The organism is Marinobacter pelagius (assembly GCF_900114925.1).
Taxonomy (GTDB): Bacteria; Pseudomonadota; Gammaproteobacteria; order Pseudomonadales; family Oleiphilaceae; genus Marinobacter; species Marinobacter pelagius.
Map to the genome: position 1 here is coordinate 1 of NZ_FOUR01000004.1, position 16560 is coordinate 16560.

General features: G+C 60.4%; 16 protein-coding genes and 1 riboswitch. Of the genes, 7 read left to right on the plus strand and 9 right to left on the minus strand.

Annotated features, from left to right (window positions below):
• The 6 genes from BM254_RS09435 to BM254_RS09460 form a co-directional block, all read right to left on the minus strand.
• Positions 1–425: cytochrome d ubiquinol oxidase subunit II (locus tag BM254_RS09435; RefSeq protein WP_139227055.1), on the minus strand; the 425-nt coding region annotated here is incomplete at its 3' end.
• Positions 426–427: 2 nt separating this feature from the next.
• Positions 428–1858 (minus strand): cytochrome ubiquinol oxidase subunit I, encoded by a 1431-nt coding sequence (locus BM254_RS09440; protein WP_092002271.1) that lies wholly within the window; start codon positions 1856–1858, stop codon positions 428–430.
• Positions 1859–1878: 20 nt separating this feature from the next.
• Positions 1879–3618: a SulP family inorganic anion transporter gene (locus BM254_RS09445; RefSeq protein ID WP_092002274.1), complete on the minus strand. Its 1740-nt coding sequence runs from the start codon at positions 3616–3618 to the stop codon at positions 1879–1881.
• A gap of 5 nt (positions 3619–3623) precedes the next feature.
• The gene (locus BM254_RS09450) at positions 3624–4898 is read right to left on the minus strand and encodes an NAD(P)/FAD-dependent oxidoreductase (protein WP_092002277.1); all 1275 of its coding nucleotides are present in this window, start codon (positions 4896–4898) and stop codon (positions 3624–3626) included.
• 61 nt (positions 4899–4959) lie between these two features.
• Positions 4960–5376, minus strand: a complete 417-nt coding sequence (locus BM254_RS09455; RefSeq protein ID WP_092002278.1) for a protein tyrosine phosphatase family protein — start codon at positions 5374–5376, stop codon at positions 4960–4962.
• A gap of 13 nt (positions 5377–5389) precedes the next feature.
• Positions 5390–6256, minus strand: a complete 867-nt coding sequence (locus tag BM254_RS09460; protein WP_092002281.1) for an MBL fold metallo-hydrolase — start codon at positions 6254–6256, stop codon at positions 5390–5392.
• Between the two features lie 153 nt (positions 6257–6409).
• Positions 6410–6514, plus strand: a riboswitch (TPP riboswitch).
• 49 nt (positions 6515–6563) lie between these two features.
• On the opposite strand from BM254_RS09460, the gene thiB reads away from it, so the two are divergent.
• From thiB to BM254_RS09495, 7 genes are read left to right on the plus strand one after another with little or no spacing between them, the layout of a single operon-like run.
• Positions 6564–7562 (plus strand): thiamine ABC transporter substrate binding subunit, encoded by a 999-nt coding sequence (gene thiB / locus BM254_RS09465; RefSeq protein ID WP_092002284.1) that lies wholly within the window; start codon positions 6564–6566, stop codon positions 7560–7562.
• On the plus strand, positions 7562–9244 hold the full coding sequence (gene thiP, locus BM254_RS09470) for a thiamine/thiamine pyrophosphate ABC transporter permease (RefSeq protein WP_092002287.1): 1683 nt from the start codon (positions 7562–7564) through the stop codon (positions 9242–9244). The genes thiB and thiP overlap by 1 nt, the downstream gene beginning before the upstream one ends.
• Complete coding sequence (locus tag BM254_RS09475; RefSeq protein WP_092002290.1) at positions 9237–9851, plus strand: thiamine ABC transporter ATP-binding protein; 615 nt, start codon at positions 9237–9239, stop codon at positions 9849–9851. The genes thiP and BM254_RS09475 overlap by 8 nt, the downstream gene beginning before the upstream one ends.
• Before the next feature lie 53 nt (positions 9852–9904).
• Entirely contained in the window at positions 9905–11068 is a 1164-nt protein-coding gene (locus BM254_RS09480; protein ID WP_092002293.1) for an ABC transporter permease, read from the plus strand.
• 3 nt (positions 11069–11071) lie between these two features.
• Positions 11072–11908, plus strand: a complete 837-nt coding sequence (locus BM254_RS09485) for an ABC transporter ATP-binding protein (protein WP_092002296.1) — start codon at positions 11072–11074, stop codon at positions 11906–11908.
• A complete protein-coding gene (locus tag BM254_RS09490) occupies positions 11908–12846 on the plus strand; it encodes an MlaD family protein (RefSeq protein WP_092002299.1) in 939 nt (312 codons plus the stop codon). The genes BM254_RS09485 and BM254_RS09490 overlap by 1 nt, the downstream gene beginning before the upstream one ends.
• Positions 12843–13451, plus strand: coding sequence for an ABC-type transport auxiliary lipoprotein family protein (locus tag BM254_RS09495; protein ID WP_092002302.1), 609 nt, complete (start codon positions 12843–12845; stop codon positions 13449–13451). The genes BM254_RS09490 and BM254_RS09495 overlap by 4 nt, the downstream gene beginning before the upstream one ends.
• A 22-nt stretch (positions 13452–13473) precedes the next feature.
• Here BM254_RS09495 and pgsA read toward each other — a convergent pair whose 3' ends face one another.
• The 3 genes from pgsA to uvrY are packed head-to-tail and all read right to left on the minus strand — an operon-like array spanning position 13474 to position 16538.
• Positions 13474–14025 (minus strand): CDP-diacylglycerol--glycerol-3-phosphate 3-phosphatidyltransferase, encoded by a 552-nt coding sequence (gene pgsA / locus BM254_RS09500; protein WP_092002305.1) that lies wholly within the window; start codon positions 14023–14025, stop codon positions 13474–13476.
• Between the two features lie 7 nt (positions 14026–14032).
• Positions 14033–15895, minus strand: coding sequence for an excinuclease ABC subunit UvrC (gene uvrC / locus BM254_RS09505; protein ID WP_092002308.1), 1863 nt, complete (start codon positions 15893–15895; stop codon positions 14033–14035).
• Positions 15879–16538 carry a UvrY/SirA/GacA family response regulator transcription factor gene (gene uvrY, locus BM254_RS09510; protein ID WP_092002311.1) on the minus strand — a complete coding sequence of 220 codons (660 nt, stop codon included), beginning with the start codon at positions 16536–16538 and terminating at the stop codon, positions 15879–15881. Before uvrY ends, uvrC begins: the two co-directional genes overlap by 17 nt.
• Positions 16539–16560: the final 22 nt, after the last annotated feature.

Consider the following 16560-nt stretch of genomic DNA (forward strand, 5'->3'; position numbering starts at 1 on the left):
TTGAAGCCCTGGATGTAGGCACCGACCACCGCGCCCTGGGCGAAGGAGGCGATGGTGGAGCCACCGGCAAAGGCCCAGTTCCACAGGTAGCGGGAAGTACGGGCCTTGAACCGGAACTCAAAGGCCACGCCCCGGAAGATCAGGCCGGCCAGCAGCAGGAACACGCCGATGTACAACGCCGGCAGGAAGATGGTGTAGACCATCGGGAAGGCGGCCAGCAGGCCGGCACCGCCCAGCACCAGCCAGGTCTCGTTGCCGTCCCACACCGGGGCCACGGAGTTCATCATGGTGTCCCGGTCACCCTCGCTGGGGGCGAACGGAAACAGGATGCCGACCCCCAGGTCGAAGCCGTCCATCAGCACATACATGATGATGCCGAAGCCGATAATAAATGCCCAGATCAGGGGCAGATCGAACAGTTCCATAATCAGTGACCTCCCTGCTTGGCCGGGTTGCGGTGTTTGTCGTCGCCGTATTCGAACGGTACATGAGCCGCGGAGAGCGGCCGGGCCGGACGGTCGGCTTCGTGCTCTTCCTCGTCATGCTGGTCTTCCAGACCCACGTACAGCACCCGCATCAGGTAGTAGACCCCGGCGGAGAACACCGCCGCGTAGACCACGATGTAGCCGATCAGGGTGAACAGCGCCATGCCACCGGTGAGTGACGGGGTCACCGCCGAGGCCTGGTCCATGAGGCCGTACACCAGCCACGGGGCCCGGCCCACTTCGGTGACGAACCAGCCGGTCAACACGGCAATGAACGGGGCAATGCTCATCACCCGCAATACCTGCAGGAACCAGGTGGACTGGAAGTAGCGGCCACCGCGACGCAGCGCCAGGCCGGTCAGGCCCACCAGGATCATCAGGGTACCGATCCCGACCATGATCCGGAACGACCAGAACACGATGGCCACCGGCGGCTGTTCCGCCCGGGGCACGTCCTTCAGACCCGGCACCACCCCGTCCCACTCGTGGGTCAGGATCAGGCTGGCCAGGCTGGGAATGCCGATCTCGAAATGGTTGGTCTGGGCTTCCTGGTCCGGAATGGCGAACAGCAGCAGCGGCACGTTGGGGGAGGTCTCCCAGTTGCCTTCCATCGCCGCCACCTTGGTGGGCTGATGCTCCAGGGTGTTCAGGCCGTGGAAGTCACCCACGATCAGCTGTGCCGGGGCGATGAACAGGATCAGCCACAGACACATGGACAGCGCCTTGCGGTTGGCTTCCACTTCCCGCCCACGGAGGATGTACCAGGCACTGACGCCGGCCACCACGAAGCTGCCGGTCAGGAACGAGGCGAGACCCATGTGCATGAAGCGGTACTGGAAGGAGGGATTGAAGATCGCCTCACTCCAGGAGGTGACGTGGAACACACCGTCAATCAGCTCGAAGCCGGCCGGGGTCTGCATCCAGCTGTTGGCGGAGAGAATCCAGAACGACGAGATGAAGGTGCCGGTGGCCACCATGATGGCGGCGAACAGGTGCACGCCGGCCGGAACCTTGTTGCGGCCGAACAGCAGCACGCCCAGGAACGCGGCCTCCAGGAAGAACGCCGTGATCACCTCATAGCTGAGCACCGGCCCGAGGAAATTGGCGGTGGCCTGGGAGAAGTTGCTCCAGTTGGTCCCGAACTGGAACGACATCACGATGCCCGAGACCACACCCATGCCGAACACCACGGCAAAGACCTTGGTCCAGAAGCCCGAGAGCTTCAGCCACACCGGATTGCCGGTCTTGAAGCCCAGGGCCTCCAGCACCGCAATATAGGAGGCCAAACCGATGGTAAACACCGGAAAGATGGCGTGAAATGACACCACAAACGCGAACTGGATTCGCGATAGCAACAGAGGATCAAGTTCCATGGGAACCTCCAGCAGGAACGTCAGTTAGTTTTAAAAAGGATAGTTGGCTTTTTTGCCAGTGCCTTCCATGCATCGTAAGTACTGAGAAAAATCTGACCCGTCAGCTCCTCACAGAAATGCGTCCGTTGCAGGCGATCCATAACCGGCCCCTTCACTTCGGCCAGGTGCAGACGTATACCCGCATCCTCCAGACGGCTGTTGATCGCTTCCAGGCTTTCAAGGGCAGAGGCATCAATTTCATTGACCGCCTGGCAGGCTAGCACCAGATTCTTCATTTCCGGGTTGTCGGACACCAGCTCAAGAACCGTTTCCTCGAGATAGCGGGCGTTAGCGAAATACAGGCTCTCGTCAACTCGCAGCACAACGGTACTGTCGTCGATTTCCACCTTGTGGCGCTGAACGTTCCGGAAATGTTCCGTCCCTGGAATCCGTCCCACCACGGCGCTGTGAGGCCGGCTGGTACGATACAGGTACAGCCCGATCGACAGGGCAACTCCCACAATAATGCCGGCCTCGACCCCCTGAACCAGGGTCAGGATGATCGTGGCCAACATGGCCGCTCCGTCGGCCTTCGAGTAAGCCAGAGTCCGTTTGATAGCCGGCAGGTCAATCAGCGTGCTCACGGCGATAATGATGGTTGCTGCCAGGGTCGCCTTGGGCAGGAATGCGAGCAGTCCGGTCAGGGTAAGCGTCGCAACGGCGATACCGACCGCAGTCAGAGCACCGGCAATCGGTGTCTGGGCACCGGCCTCGAAGTTGACAACAGATCTTGAGAATCCGCCGGATACCGGCGAACCACCGCTGACGCCTGCGGCCACGTTGGCCAGGCCCAGGGCGATCAGCTCGGAATCAGGATCAATCCGCTGACGCCTCTTGGCCGCAAGGGTCTGCGCAACCGACACAGACTCCACAAACCCGACAAGACTGATCAGGATGGCAGCGGGTATCAGGGTTGTCCAGATATCCGGATCCATGGACGGCAGGCTGATATCCGGAAGACCACTGGGCACTTCTCCCACCAGGTTTACCCCCGCAGTGCCAAGATCGAAATACCAGGCAGCGGCTGTGGTGACGATGACCGCAGTAACCGGTGCGGCCTTGGTGGTCAGGTCCGCCAGCCGCTCGGAAAATCCAATCCCGGTCAGGCCCCGCTTGAGGAATTTGCGAGACAGATAGAGGAAAACCAGGGCTCCACCACCGATCAGCAGGGTCACCGGATTGATCCCGCCCAGCTGCTGCCACAGCCCCTCAACCATTTCCAGCAGGTTGTGGCCGCCGCCCTGGATACCAAGGATATGACCAAGCTGGCTGCCGGCGATCAGGATGCCCGAAGCAGTCACAAACCCGGAAATCACCGGATGACTGAGAAAATTGGCCAGAAAGCCAAGTCGCAACAACCCCATGGCAAACAGCATCAGGCCGGAGAGCGAGGCCAGCACCAGCGCGGCACCGACGTACTCGGGGGTGCCCGCTTCAGCGATACCACCGAGTGCAGACGCCGTCATCAGGGAAGCAACGGCTACAGGCCCGACCGCAAGTGTCGCACTGGTTCCAAGCAGTGCATACGCCACCAGCGGGATCATACTGGCATACAGGCCAACCTCGGGAGGGAGGCCTGCCAGCAAGGCATAAGCAAGCGCCTGGGGCACCAGCATCAGGGTAACAATCACTGCCGCCAGCGCATCGCTGACAAACGTGTCGCCCCTGTAGTCCTTAAGCCAGTTCAGAATGGGCAGGAACCGGGCTAACCGATCCGACATGTTTCTCACTCCCTGATATCAGACTTTCGTGCGGCCGGTGCCGCCATCCATTCCCGACCCTTGAGCATCCCGTTCCAGTAAAGCCAGGGCAACTGCTTCGCCTTCAGAAACCAGGCCATTCGGGTTGCCTTGGTGCCATCATTGATCCAGCTCGGGAAGCTTGGCTGGAGCTTGCCACCATAGCCGAACTCGGCAAGCACGATTCTGCCATGCTCAACTGTCAGCGGGCAGGAACCATAGCCGAGATAGGCGGCAGGCAACTCTTTATCCTGCAGCGACGCAAGGAGATTTGCCGCCACGACCGGTGCCTGCTTTCGTACCGCCGCCATGGTCTTGGCGTTGGGTGTTCCGCTGGCATCGCCTAGCCCGAATATAGTCGGGTATCGGACATGCTGCAGGGTTTCAGGATCAAGATCGATCCAGCCATCCTGATTTGCCAGTCCGGACTTACCAACGAACTCCGGGGCACGTTGGGCGGGAACAACGTGAAGCATGTCGAAAGGCCGGTCGACTATTTCCTGCTGATCTCCGGTACGCCTGACAAAATGAGCTGTCTTACTCGTGCCATCGACTGCAATGAGCCGCTCTTCAAAACACAGCTCGATATCGTAGCGATCGATATATCTCTGTAGCTCGGGTACGTAATCCTCAACACCGAAAAGCACTTGTCCGGCGGAATGGTAAGAAACATCAATGTTCTTCAGTCTGCCCTTACGGAGCCATTCGTCCGCTGACAGGTACATGGCCTTCTGAGGCGCGCCGGCACATTTGATCGGCATCGGAGGCTGCACAAAAAGCGCCTTGCCTTTTTCCAGCTGCTCCACAAGGGACCAGGTATAGGGTGCGAGATCGTAGCGATAGTTTGACGTGACACCGTTCTGGCCCAGGGTTTCTTCAAGTCCTGCCACTGCGCCCCAGTCCAGCACCAATCCAGGAGCCAGAACCAGACGCTGGTAGCCGATACGCCGACGGTCGGTCAGGGTAACCACCTGGGCGTCAGGATCCACCTGTTCTGCTGCCACCCGATACCACTGGCAACCGCGGGGGATAACGGTTTCGGTCTTGCGGCGTGTGCTTTCAGCGGAAAATACGCCGCCACCAACCATGGTCCAGCCCGGCTGGTAGTAATGAATTTCACAGGAATCAATGATTGCGATGTCCAGGTCCTTCTGGCGTTTCAACAGGCTTGCAGCGGTCGCAATTCCGCCAGCCCCGGCCCCGATGATGACCACATCATGGTATTTCAGGGAGGATTGATCGACGTCTTGGTTAGGTTTCATCTGGTCTTCAACTCCGCGATAGCAAGGGACCTCCCTGTCCGTCGAGCTCAATATTCAAACGTTACTTTTCCAGCAGTTCCCGGATGGGCTGAGGATCATGGCCAGCCTCATGGGCCGCCTTGAGGAGCATTGGGATACTGCACTGGGGTTCCCGGGCACGGGCCTGGGCCCACATGTGAACGGCACGACGGCCGGTCCGGCAAAACCCGAGGATGGGCGAAGGCACGCGTTCCAGAGCTTGGCCGAACGCTTCCACGTCGGCGTCGGAATACTCGCCGGATGCCACCGGGACACATACCCACTCGAGGCCCGCGTTGGCGGCAGCCTCTGCGTAGGCCTCCTCACCGGCATAACCCTCTTCCCCCGGGCGCCGGTTACAGATCAGCGTCCGGAAGCCCTTTTCCCGGATTTCCGGGAGATCCTCGATAGCCACGGTATCCGCAACCGCGAACTCCGGTTCAAGATAATGAATCTTCATGGCGTACCCTCTGTCAGAAGCGGTTGATCGGCACTTTCAGGTAAACCTGTCCGTTGTCCTCGGCGGGAGGCATTTCACCTGCCCGCATGTTCACCTGCACTGACGGCAGGATCAGGCGGGGCATGCTGAGCGTGGCATCCCGCTCAGTCCGCAGCCGGACGAAATCGTCCTCGGTCATGCCTTCGCGAACGTGGATATTGTTGGCCCGTTGCTCGGCAACCGTGGTTTCATGCTGGAACTCGTCCCGCCCCGGCGCCTTGTAGTCGTGGCACAGGAAGATCCGGGTCTCACCGGGCAGTGCCAGAACCTTCTGGACCGAGCGATAAAGGGTGTGAGCGTCACCGCCGGGAAAATCACAGCGGGCAGTGCCGGAATCCGGCGCAAACAGGGTGTCGCCGACAAACGCTGCGTCACCAATGACGTAGGTCAGGCACGCAGGCGTGTGGCCGGGAGTATGCAACACCCGCCCTTCGAGGTTGCCAATCTGGAAGGTATCCCCTTCCTCGAACAGCCGATCAAACTGGCTGCCGTCACGGGCAAACTCGGTTCCGGCGTTAAAGGCCTTGCCGAAAATTTCCTGGACATCGACGATCTTCTGGCCGATGCCGGTCTTGCCGCCCAGTTTTTCCTGCAGGTAAGGCGCTGCAGAAAGATGGTCGGCGTGAACGTGGGTTTCGAGTATCCACTCGACCTTCAGGCCGCCATCCTTTACGAAACGGATGATCTCGTCGGCAGAACGGACATCGGTCCGGCCGGCGGCGTAGTCGAAATCCAGCACGGAATCCACGATGGCGCAGGCGTTGCTCTCGGGATCCTTTACTACGTAGCTGAAAGTATTGGTCGGTTCATCAAAGAAATGTGTGACTACAGGCATTTGCATAGTCATTCCTCCGTCGGGAGTGTCTGTCGTTACGTCACACACTTAATCACACTTTTGGTTCTAAGCATAGATCCCATGGCTATATGCGACACAATGACGCTGATAGGCAAACTCGATGACTGCCGGTCGCAAAGGCTAACGTGCTATACTGTCCGCCACTCAACGGGGTGCCCTCCGCACGAAAAACAGAGGGCTGAGACCATACCCGCGGAACCTGATCCGGCTCGTACCGGCGAAGGGATTGAGTATTCACCGTTCCGGTGAAACCGCGGCATGGTTCCCCAGATCGAATCCGAGGACACCAACCATGCTGAGACGCTCCCTGACCCTTTTTGCAGGCCTTGCCCTGGCCGCTGCGGCCCACGGGAACGAGACCCTGACTGTCTACACCCACCCGTCATTCGCCGCCGAATGGGGACCGGGACCGGGCGTAAAGGAAGCATTCGAGCAACAGTGTGACTGCACCCTGGAATATGTTGTGCTCGATAGCGGAGGCGACATACTCCAGCGATTGCGCCTCGAGGGAAATTCCACTGACGCGGACGTGGTTCTCGGACTGGACACCGGCACCATGGAAACCGCCCGGCAGACGGGCCTGCTAGCCCCGCACAGCATCTCTCTCGACTCCCTTGATCTGCCCGTCGACTGGCAGGATTCCCTGTTTGTGCCCTACGACTGGGGTTATTTCGCCTTCGTCTACGACACCGAACAGTTACCCAACCCTCCGAAAAGCCTGGAGGAACTGGTCAACGCACCCGAGGAACTCCAGATCATTATCCAGGACCCCCGGACCAGCACACCGGGTCTTGGCCTGCTGCTCTGGATGAAGGCCGTATACGGCGACCAGGCCGGCGAAAAGTGGCAGGCCCTGAGTGACAACATTCTGACGACTACCAAGAGCTGGAGTGACGGCTACTTCTCGCTGTTCATGAACGGTGAGGCACCGATGATTCTCTCCTACTCCACGTCTCCGGCCTACCACATGGCCATCGACAAGACCGATCGTTACCAGGCAGCCGAGTTCGAGGAGGGTCATTACCTGCAGGTGGAAGTGGCGGCTCTGGTCGAACCCTCGGAACAGAAAGCACTGGCCCGGGACTTCCTGCAGTTCATCCTGACCGCAGATTTCCAGCGCCATATTCCCCTGAAGAACGTGATGTACCCGGCCATCGATCTGGGGGATGAATTACCGGTGGTGTTTGATCGACTGATCCAGCCGGACAACACCCTGTTTATCGACCCGGCCACCGTGGCCGAAAAACGCAAATCCTGGCTGGATGAATGGCTCAACGCCATGATCCCGTAATGCGTCAATCCCCGTTCGGTGCCACCCAGGCGCCATTCAGCCACCCGGGCTGGCAGATCGGCCCGGGCCTGCTCATCGCCGCCAGCCTGCTGGCATTGACCATTGCCGGTGTGGCCGCGCTGCTCTGGCAGGCCCATCTGCCAGAGGTGTCCGAGCTCTGGCAAAACCGCTATCTCAGCAATGTCATTCAGTTCACCGTCTGGCAGGCCACCCTGTCCACTTTGCTCAGCCTGGCTCTGGGGCTGGTCATTGCACTTGCCCTGGTCAGACAGCCCCGGTTCCCGGGCAGGAACCTGCTGTTACGGATGATGGAACTGAGCCTGGTTCTGCCAACAATCGTGGCGGTGTCGGGCCTCGTCGGGGTCTTTGGCCGGCACGGCTGGCTGACCTCGGTGATCGAACACTGGACCACGGTCCGCTGGAATCTCTACGGGCTGAACGGCATCGTGCTGGCCCACGTGTTTTTCAATGCACCGTTGGCCGGCCGTATCCTGCTCCAGGCACTGGAATCGGTCCCCGCGCCCCGTCGACGGGTCGCCAGCCAGCTCGGCCTGACCGGCTGGTGGCTCTGGCGCACCCTTGACTGGCCGGCGGTGCGCCGGGTGTTGCCAGGCATCGCGGCCCTGGTGTTCACTCTCTGCTTTACCAGTTTTGCCATCGTGATGACTCTCGGTGGAGGTCCTGCCTCCACAACCCTTGAAGTAGCCATCTACCAGTCTCTGCGCTTTGAATTCGACTTCGGCCGCGCTGCCCTGCTGGCGATTGTGCAACTGGCGATCTGTGGTGCCATCTGGCTCTTGATGGTTCGTCGAGGTTTGTCTGCTAACCTTTCGGCACAACGCAGCTTTTCGGAATCCATACTCAGGCCAGACAGCCAGGGCATCACGCGGTTTCGGGATATCGTGCTGCTACTGTGCTTTACCCTCTTTCTCCTTCTGCCACTGGCCGCAATCCTGTTCCGGGGCCTGCCGGGGCTTGTCACAGTGGCCGTTGACGGTGGTAACCCGCTCGCGGATCTGGGGCACGCAACGCTGCGAAGCTTCGCCATTGCCCTGCCCGCCGGCGCGTTTTCGGTGCTGTCGGCGCTCCTTGTGCTGGCCCTCGCCGGTCGGGGTGGTTCGCATCTGGCCAGGTTGTCCTCGGTGGCAACCGCGGTGCCCCTGATGGTCCCTCCGATTGTCCTTGGAACGGGCCTGTTTCTGCTCCTCCGGCCGAGCCTGGGGCACTCCTCGCAGGGGCTGGTGCTGGTTGCGCTGATCAATGGTCTGATGGCCCTGCCATTTGTCACCCAGCTCCTCAAGGGGCCGCTCACCGGCCTGGATCAGGCAACGGCACAGCAGGCGGACCAGCTTGGATTATTGGGCTGGTATCGCTGGCGCTGGCTGCACTGGCCCCGGCTCAAGCGTCCCCTCGCCCTGGCCATGGCTTACGGCACCGGGTTGTCACTAGGGGATTTCGGGGTGATCGCGCTGTTCGGCACGCCGGGACAACCCACGGTACCGGTGCTGCTTTACCAGCAACTCGGCAGTTACCGCTTGGAACTCGCCGCCGGCACGGCCCTGTGGCTGGTGACCTTGCTGCTGCTGGTCTTTGCGGCCTTCAACTTGCCCGGCTACAGACGCAAACAGCGCAGACATCAGCCGGATGCATTAAAGACCCTTGCGGAGGCCCGTCATGCTTGAGGTGAAAGACCTGACATTCCGCTACCCGGACACGGAAACCACTTGGCGATTCACGTTTCAGGTCGACCATGGACAGTGTATTGCCTTAAACGGCCCCAGCGGTTCCGGGAAATCCACCCTCCTGAACCTGCTCGCCGGTTTCCTGACGCCGGAATCCGGCAGCATTCACTGGGAAGGGAGATTACTGAATGAGCTTCCACCCTGGGATCGACCGGTAACCAGCCTGTTTCAGGAGCACAACCTGTTCGAACACCTGGACGTACAGACCAACATTGGCCTGGGCATGCATCCCGGGCTCAAGCTGAGTGCGGAGCAGAAACAGGCTATCTCCAGGGGGCTTGCCAGCGTTGGTATAGCCGGCTTTGAAAGTCGCATGCCCGGGGACCTGTCCGGGGGGCAACGTCAGCGTGTAGCCTTGCTGCGGGCGCTACTAAGGGACCAGCCGATCCTGCTGCTGGATGAGCCTCTCACGGGCCTCGATGCGGAGGCACGCACCCAGTTGCGGTCCTTGCTGCTCCGGCACAAGGCCGCCGGCAAGGTTCTGGTCCTTGCCAGTCACGATGCGGAAGATCGAAAGATACTGGCGGATAAGCAGTTGAATCTCTAAGCTGTCATTAGCTTGATATTCAATAACTTCCCGAGGCCCGGACGTATCCAAAGATGGACCCAAGCCCTTCCCAGTCCCAGGCATCTGCCCCGACCGGCTCCCGCCCCGGCAATGCCCGGTTCGAGTCCGGCGGGCTGACCATTACCGGCGACTGGACCCTCTCGGGCTACCACTCGCTGTTGCAGCAACTGGCTGCACTCCCCGCCGGGGCCAAAACTCCCGAGAGACTGGACCTTTCGGCCCTGGAGCACATCGACACAGCTGGCGCCTCGGTACTGGCATCCTTTCTCGGACCGGAAACCCTGGAGCAGCATGTTGCCACACAAGAATCCCTGCCAGAGGAAAAGGCAGCCCTGCTGCAGGCCGTAGCACGGTCGCTGGAAGACTGGCAGGAGCCGGCCCCCCCAAAGGTTTCACCGGTTCGCCTGTTCCTGGGCCACACTGGCCAGCAGGTGGAAGCTCTGGGGCATCTGATCTGGGTGTTACTCGGATTCATCGGCCAGACCCTTGCCACCCTGGCCTGGGTGCTGCCGCGGCCAAAGCGCTGGCGGGTAACGCCGTTCGTCGCCTCGATCCAGGACACCGGCTTGAACGCCCTGCCCATCGTTGCCCTGCTGACCTTTCTGGTCGGTGCCGTTGTCGCCTTTCTCGGTGCCACGGTACTGGAGGACTTCGGTGCCACCATTTATACCGTCAACCTGGTGGCTTTCTCGTTCCTGCGGGAATTCGGAGTGCTGCTCGCCGCCATTCTGCTGGCAGGCCGGACCGCCAGTTCGTTCACAGCCCATATTGGCGCCATGAAGGTCAACGAAGAGCTGGATGCCATTCGCACCCTGGGGCTGAGTCCCATTGAACTGCTGGTTCTGCCCCGGGTTCTGGCCATGATGATCAGCCTTCCCATCCTGACCTTTGTCGGCATGATGGCAGGTATGGTGGGCGGCGCCCTGGTGTGCGTGCTGTCACTGGACATCACCCTCACCCAGTTCCTGGCCATTGTCGAGCGGGATATCGCCCTCCGCCATTTCCTGGTGGGCATCTCCAAGGCGCCTGTCTTTGCCTTCCTGATCGCTGTCATCGGCTGCCTGGAAGGTTTCAAGGTGGGCGGCAGTGCCCAGTCAGTGGGCGAACACACCACGTCCAGTGTGGTCCAGTCCATCTTCATCGTAATACTGCTGGACGCCATCGCTGCGCTATTCTTTATGGAAATGGGGTGGTAACCGATGGCGGCAGTAGCAGGTACCAGGCAGTCACAACATCAGGCAGAACCGGTTATCGAGGTCAGCAACCTCTGTAACCGTTTCGGGGAACACGTTGTCCACGAGGATCTGGACCTGAACCTGTACCGGGGAGAAATCCTCGGCGTGGTGGGCGGCTCAGGCACCGGGAAATCGGTGCTGCTGCGTAGCATCATCGGTCTGCGCAAACCCACCTCCGGCAATATACGGGTCTTTGGCGAAACTCTGGACGCCCTGTCTCCGCGGGCCCGTTCCCGAATGGAGCAGAGGTTTGGTGTCCTGTTCCAGGGCGGTGCGCTGTTTACCTCGCTGAACCTGCAGGAAAACATTGCCGTTCCCCTGATCGAGCATGCCAGGCTCAAGCGCCCGGACGCCGAGCGAGTGGCACGCATGAAGCTTGCCCTGACCGGCCTGCCACCGGATGCCGCCCTCAAGTATCCCGCGGAACTGTCCGGTGGTATGGTCAAGCGTGCGAGCCTGGCGCGGGCCCTGGCCCTGGACCCGGAAATCCTGTTTCTGGATGAGCCCACGGCGGGTCTGGATCCGATTGGCGCGGCGGCTTTCGATGAGCTGATCGTGACCCTCCGCAACGCCCTGGGCCTGACGGTTTTCCTGGTCACCCATGACCTGGACACCCTGTACTCCACCTGTGACCGGGTTGCCGTGTTATCACAAAAACGGGTACTGGTGGCAGACACCCTGGAAACGGTTGCCGCCAACCCGGATGAATGGATACAGGATTACTTCAATGGCCCACGAGGCCGGGCCGCGAGCTATGCGGCGGCGAACCGAACACCGAGGCAACAAGGAGAAAACGTCTGATGGAGCCGCGGGCCCACCACGTCATTATTGGCCTGTTCACTGTCCTGGCGGTCAGCGCTGCGCTTGTGTTCGCGCTGTGGCTGGGCAAATCCTCAGCGGATCGGGAGTGGGCCTATTACCAGATCGGCTTCGATCACCCGATTTCGGGCCTGTCCGAGGGCAATCCGGTGCTTTACAGCGGTGTCCCGGTGGGCGAGGTACTCGAGTTGACACTCGACCCGGCCAATCCGAGCCACGTGCGTGTGCTGGTCCGGGTCGACAAGGAAGTTCCCATTCGCAAGGACACCCACGCGGGCCTGATCCTCGCCAATATCACCGGCAGTATGAGCGTGCAGTTCCGCGGTGGCACCAGTGAAAGCCCTGTGCTTGAAGGCAACCGCAACAACCCGCCCCTGATCACCGCAGATCCTTCGGCCTTCAGCAGCCTGCTCACCAATGGCGAGGCACTGATCGAGAAAACCGAAATTCTGCTGACCAACGCCAATAACCTGTTCTCAGAGAAGAACCTGGAAAACATGGCCAGCATCCTGGAAAACACCCGGAGCGCAACCGATTCATTGCTGGCCCAGCGGGCAGAGCTGCTGGCTCTGATGGAGCAGTTCGACGCCGCCGGTGTGCGGGCGGAAGAAGCGGCAATCAAGGTCTCCAGTGTATCCGACAATGCCAATGCCATCCTGCTGGAAAAGGTCACGCCGGTGCTCAGCTCCATGGACCGGGCACTCTCAACGCTCCAGCCGGCCCTGGCCCGATTGGATAATCTGACCCGGAACAATGAGGGTGCGCTGGATGCCGGTCTGCAGGGACTTGGCGAGCTGACGCCGGCCATCCGGGAACTGCGCAGCGCCCTGCGCAACCTGAACCAGTTTGCCACGCGCCTGGAGGCAAATCCCGCGGGTACCCTCCTGGGAGGTTCAAACATCAAGGAAGTTGAGCAATGAGAAGCTGTTTGCGAGCAATCGCCCCGGTAATCGCGGCCTTTGCCATGACCGCCTGTACGATCTTCCCCACCCCGGAGGCGCCGCGAGTCATGGACCTGGGCTCGGCGGAATCGGCCCAACGCCTGGAACTCCGCCATGCCAGGACCCTGAGGGTGGATACACCCCTGGCGTCCGAGCCGGTGAACGGAACCCGCATCCTGACCAAGCCCACCCCCCATGAATTCCAGATGTACGGCAACGCCCGCTGGCGTGACAGCGCACCGGTACTGGTTCGCGATTACCTGATCGACACCCTGCGCCAGAGTCAGGGGTTTGCCAATGTTGTGACCGACACCAGTGCGGCCAGCACCGACCTGACGCTGATCAGTGAGCTCTCTGCCTTCCAGGCAGAAAAAATCGAAGGGAAAATCCGGGTTGTGATTGAGCTGCACGCGGAAGTGCTGGATAACCGGACACGCAAGAGCCTGTGTGTGCGCAACAGCCGGTTAGCCGAGCCCGCTGCGAGTAGTGAGCTGGACGAAGTGGTCGGAGCTTTCGGCAACACCGCCAGACGGCTGGCGGAGGAAACCTTGCTGTGGGTGCACCGATGCCTGCAGGAAAACTGAAGCCGGAGCCCGGAAAATCCGGCTATTCCGCTTCTGGAAAAAGGTCCTTCCAGGCAGCTTTGAGATAAAGGATCATGGACCAAAGGGTCAGTACCGCCGCCACATACAGCAGGGCGATGGCCACATAGGCCAGGGTCTGGCCCGGGGGAAATGCCAGCAAACCGACGATGGCCGCCATCTGGGCAGTTGTCTTGATTTTGCCGATGTAGGAAACCGCCACGCTTGCCCGACTGCCCATTTCCGCCATCCACTCCCGTAGCGCGGAAATCACGATTTCCCGGCCGATGATCACGGTGGCCGGAATGGTCAGCAGCGCGGCCGAGTGCTCCTCGATCAACACCGCCAGGGCCACTGCCACCATCAGCTTGTCCGCAACCGGATCCAGAAAGGCGCCGAACGGCGTGCTCTGGTTGAGTTTGCGGGCCAGATAGCCATCCAGCCAGTCGGTCATCCCTGCCAGGGCAAAGATCGATGCGCTGACGATATAGCTCCACTCCACGGGCAGGTAGAAGATCACCACGAACACGGGGATCATCACGATGCGGGATAGTGTGAGCAGGTTTGGCAGGTTCATGGGCTTCCTATTCGTCATGCAATGCTGCGTAAATCGTTTCCGCCAGGGCCTTGCTGATGCCCTGCACCTTGGCCATCTCGTCGACGCTGGCCTTCCTGATCTCCTGGATTCCGCCGAAATAGCGGATCAGATCACGACGCCGTTTAGGACCAACCCCTTCGATTCCCTCAAGGGTGGACTGGCGCCTTTTCTTGTCCCGCCGCGCCCGGTGACCGGTAATGGCGAAGCGATGGGACTCGTCCCGGATGTGCTGAATCAGATGCAACGCGGGCGAATCCGCCGGTACCCGGAACACGTCCCCGGTCATGGCATCTATGAGCTGCTCCATGCCGGCCCGGCGGGTAACCCCCTTTGCCACACCGATCAGCGGAATATCGGATATTCCGAGCTCGTCGAAAACCTCCCGGGCGACATTCAACTGGCCCTTACCGCCGTCGATAAACACCAGATCGGGACGCTTGCCCTCACCTGCGACCATCCGCTTGTACCGCCTGGTCAGCACCTGGCGCATTGCGCCGTAATCGTCGCCGGCCTTGACGTTTTCAATGTTATATAGCCGGTAGTCGCTCTTCAGCGGGCCATTCTCGTCGAAAACGACACAGGATGCGACCGTGTTTTCCCCATGGCTGTGGCTGATGTCGAAACATTCCATGCGCGACGGGGTTTCCGGCAGCTCCAGCAGGTCTCGAAGCGCCAGCAAACGGCGATAAACGGTCTCCTTGCTGGCCAGGTGTGTCAGCAGGGTCTGCCGGGCATTGGTCATGGCCAGTTCCAGCCACCGGCGTCGTTCTCCGCGCACATTACCACGGATACGGGTTTCGCGGTTAGCCGCCTCGGAGAGCGCCTCGGCCAGCAATTCCTGGCCCTCAACCTCGACCGGGACCAGAATGTCCCGGGGAATCTCGCGGCGGGTATTGCCCCCGAAATAATACTGACCCAGGAAAGCGCTGAGCAATTCCCCTTCGGTCTGTTCGATCGAATACCGGGGGAAATAATCCTTGGTGCCCAGCACCCGGCCACCGCGCACGATGATCACCACAATGCAGACGATTCCGGCGTCCTGGGCAATGGCGATGACATCCGCATCGCCCCCGGCACTGTCCACGGATTGCTGCTCCTGGACATGGCGAAGATGGTTGATCTGATCCCGATAGGCTGCTGCCTTCTCGAACTCGAGATTCTTCGAGGCCGTTTCCATGGCGTTCATCAGGTCATGGATGATGGCCGGGTTCTTGCCCTCGAGGAACATGGTCGCGTGGCGGATGTCTTCCTGGTATTCCTCGGGGCTGATGTAGCCCACGCAAGGGGCGCTGCATCGGTTGATCTGGTACTGCAGACAAGGCCTCGTCCGGTTCCTGAAATAGTTTTCACTACAGGATCTTATACGGAAAACCTTCTGCAGAATATTAAGACTTTCCTTGACCGCTCCGGAGCTCGGGAAAGGTCCGAACCAAGTCCCGCCGCCTTTCTTGGTCCGCCCCCGTCGAAAGGTCAGGGACGGGTAGTCCGTGTGGGAGGAAAGATAGATATAGGGGTAGGACTTGTCGTCCCGCAGCAGGATGTTATAGGGCGGCCGCAGGGACTTGATCAGGTTCTGTTCCAGCAGCAGGGCTTCGGTCTCGCTGCCGGTAATGGTGACCTCGATGGAGTCGATCTTGGCGACCAGGGCTTCAGTCTTGGGTGCCAGGCCGGTTTTGCGGAAATAGCTGCTGACCCGCCTTTTCAGGTTGCGGGCCTTGCCGACATACAGCACCTCCCCCGCCGCGTCATACATCCGGTAGACGCCGGGTCTTTCGGTCAACTGCTTCAGGAAGTTTTTGCTGTCGAACTCCCCGTTCTGGTCGGGCTTGGGGTCAGACCTTGTCGGCATCCAGCAATCCAAGCCGCACGGCCATCAGGGCCAGTTCCACGTCGCTGGAGATTTCCAGCTTTTCAAAAATCCGGTAGCGGTAGCTGTTGACGGTCTTGGGGCTCAGGCACAGCTTGTCAGAAATGTCCTGCACCTTCTGGCAATCCACCACCATCATCGCAATCTGCATTTCCCGCTCGGAAAGCCGCTCGAACAGCGACAGCTCGCCATTCTCGTCCTTGTCTCCGGAGATCTGCTTGAGCGCCATCTTCTGGGCGATTTCGGGGCTGATATAACGCTGTCCGGAATGGGCCTGACGGATGGCACGTACCATCTCCTGGATGTCCGCGCCCTTGGTGATATAGGCACTGGCGCCGCTCTGCATTACCCGGGTCGGATAGGGGTCATCGGCGCAGGCGGTCACCACAATCACGCGGATGGAATCATCAATACGGAGGATCTTGCGGGTGGCCTCCAGGCCACCGATACCCGGCATACGGATATCCATAAGGACAATGTCGGGCCGTTTCTTGCGCACAAACTCGATGGCGTCCTCTCCGGACGATGCCTGACCCACCACGTCAATGTCGGGGTTGTCCGCCAGCATCCGGGTAATTCCGGAACGCACCAGTTCGTGGTCGTCGACAACCAATACGCTGATCAAGATTCCACCTCGCACACGGCTT

Coding starts and splice junctions, on each gene's coding strand:
- BM254_RS09450 (WP_092002277.1), bottom strand. CDS start 4,898: ATGAAACCTAACCAAGACGTCGATCAATCCTCCCTGAAATACCATGAT.
- BM254_RS09460 (WP_092002281.1), bottom strand. CDS start 6,256: ATGCAAATGCCTGTAGTCACACATTTCTTTGATGAACCGACCAATACT.
- BM254_RS09445 (WP_092002274.1), bottom strand. CDS start 3,618: ATGTCGGATCGGTTAGCCCGGTTCCTGCCCATTCTGAACTGGCTTAAG.
- BM254_RS09485 (WP_092002296.1), top strand. CDS start 11,072: ATGGCGGCAGTAGCAGGTACCAGGCAGTCACAACATCAGGCAGAACCG.
- pgsA (WP_092002305.1), bottom strand. CDS start 14,025: ATGAACCTGCCAAACCTGCTCACACTATCCCGCATCGTGATGATCCCC.
- thiP (WP_092002287.1), top strand. CDS start 7,562: ATGCGTCAATCCCCGTTCGGTGCCACCCAGGCGCCATTCAGCCACCCG.
- BM254_RS09455 (WP_092002278.1), bottom strand. CDS start 5,376: ATGAAGATTCATTATCTTGAACCGGAGTTCGCGGTTGCGGATACCGTG.
- thiB (WP_092002284.1), top strand. CDS start 6,564: ATGCTGAGACGCTCCCTGACCCTTTTTGCAGGCCTTGCCCTGGCCGCT.
- BM254_RS09475 (WP_092002290.1), top strand. CDS start 9,237: ATGCTTGAGGTGAAAGACCTGACATTCCGCTACCCGGACACGGAAACC.
- BM254_RS09440 (WP_092002271.1), bottom strand. CDS start 1,858: ATGGAACTTGATCCTCTGTTGCTATCGCGAATCCAGTTCGCGTTTGTG.
- BM254_RS09480 (WP_092002293.1), top strand. CDS start 9,905: ATGGACCCAAGCCCTTCCCAGTCCCAGGCATCTGCCCCGACCGGCTCC.
- BM254_RS09490 (WP_092002299.1), top strand. CDS start 11,908: ATGGAGCCGCGGGCCCACCACGTCATTATTGGCCTGTTCACTGTCCTG.
- uvrC (WP_092002308.1), bottom strand. CDS start 15,895: ATGCCGACAAGGTCTGACCCCAAGCCCGACCAGAACGGGGAGTTCGAC.
- BM254_RS09495 (WP_092002302.1), top strand. CDS start 12,843: ATGAGAAGCTGTTTGCGAGCAATCGCCCCGGTAATCGCGGCCTTTGCC.